The organism is Oleiphilus sp. HI0061 (genome assembly GCF_001635675.1).
Genome location: NZ_LWFE01001358.1, coordinates 1 through 792, shown reverse-complemented (window position 1 = coordinate 792; position 792 = coordinate 1). Strand labels below are relative to the sequence as shown.

Annotated in this window: 2 protein-coding genes; both read left to right on the top strand. The window is 40.9% G+C overall.

Features of this window, described 5'->3' with window-relative positions:
• A partial coding sequence (locus A3735_RS21525; RefSeq protein ID WP_231882617.1) for an SHOCT domain-containing protein occupies positions 1-438 on the top strand: 438 nt, incomplete at its 5' end.
• 144 nt (positions 439-582) lie between these two features.
• Positions 583-792 (top strand): hypothetical protein (locus A3735_RS32065; protein ID WP_068638602.1); only part of this gene is annotated, 210 nt, incomplete at its 3' end.

Here is a 792-nt window from a genome sequence, read left to right as displayed (position 1 = left end):
GATGATGAAATCGTTAATGAAATTGATGGTCCAGAAAGAGGATTCTCTACCAGAATGACTTGGGGTCTGGATTGGTATAACGTCTTCGTCAAGATTGTTCCCGTTGAGGGTGTTAGTTTAAGCGGTAAGAATGTTAAGGGCTATTTTGTAGAGCTTGGCGGAAAAGGAACTTACCCGACTTCAAGGCCGCAAAAAATTATTGATAATATTCAGAAAAAGCTTGAAGAATCAGGTACGGGGGTAATGGTTAGCTCATACAGAAAATCATCCTACCAGTTTGAGCGCGACCGGTGGCGCCTAAACGAGAAGGCATCTGCTAGAGATAACGGTGATTCGGTTATGGACAGGCTTCTTAAATTAAAGGTGCTTAGGGATGAAGGTGTGCTTTCTGAAGGTGAGTATCAAGAAAAGAAATCTGAATTGCTTAAGCAGCTATAGCATGTAACAAGCGCATGTTGCCGGACTGGTTTTCCGCTACGCTCCAAACCAGCCGCAAATGCGGGCGTTATGTAAATTCAGCAAAGATGCATACCCAATGAACTGGGCGTATGAATAAAGTTTGGCCAAGGAGTGAAGAGATAAATGAAGAGAATATTCTTTATTGTTTTATTAGTTTCCGGTTGTGCAACATCATCAGGCGTAATCCCTATAGGGATAGATACGTATTTGATTTCTAGATCCCAAAAAGGATTCGATGTGGTTGGTGGCAGTGTTAAAGCTGATGTATATAAAGAAGCATTTGCATTTTGTAACAATCAAAATAAGCATTTCCAAGTTGTTCGAGTATCTCAA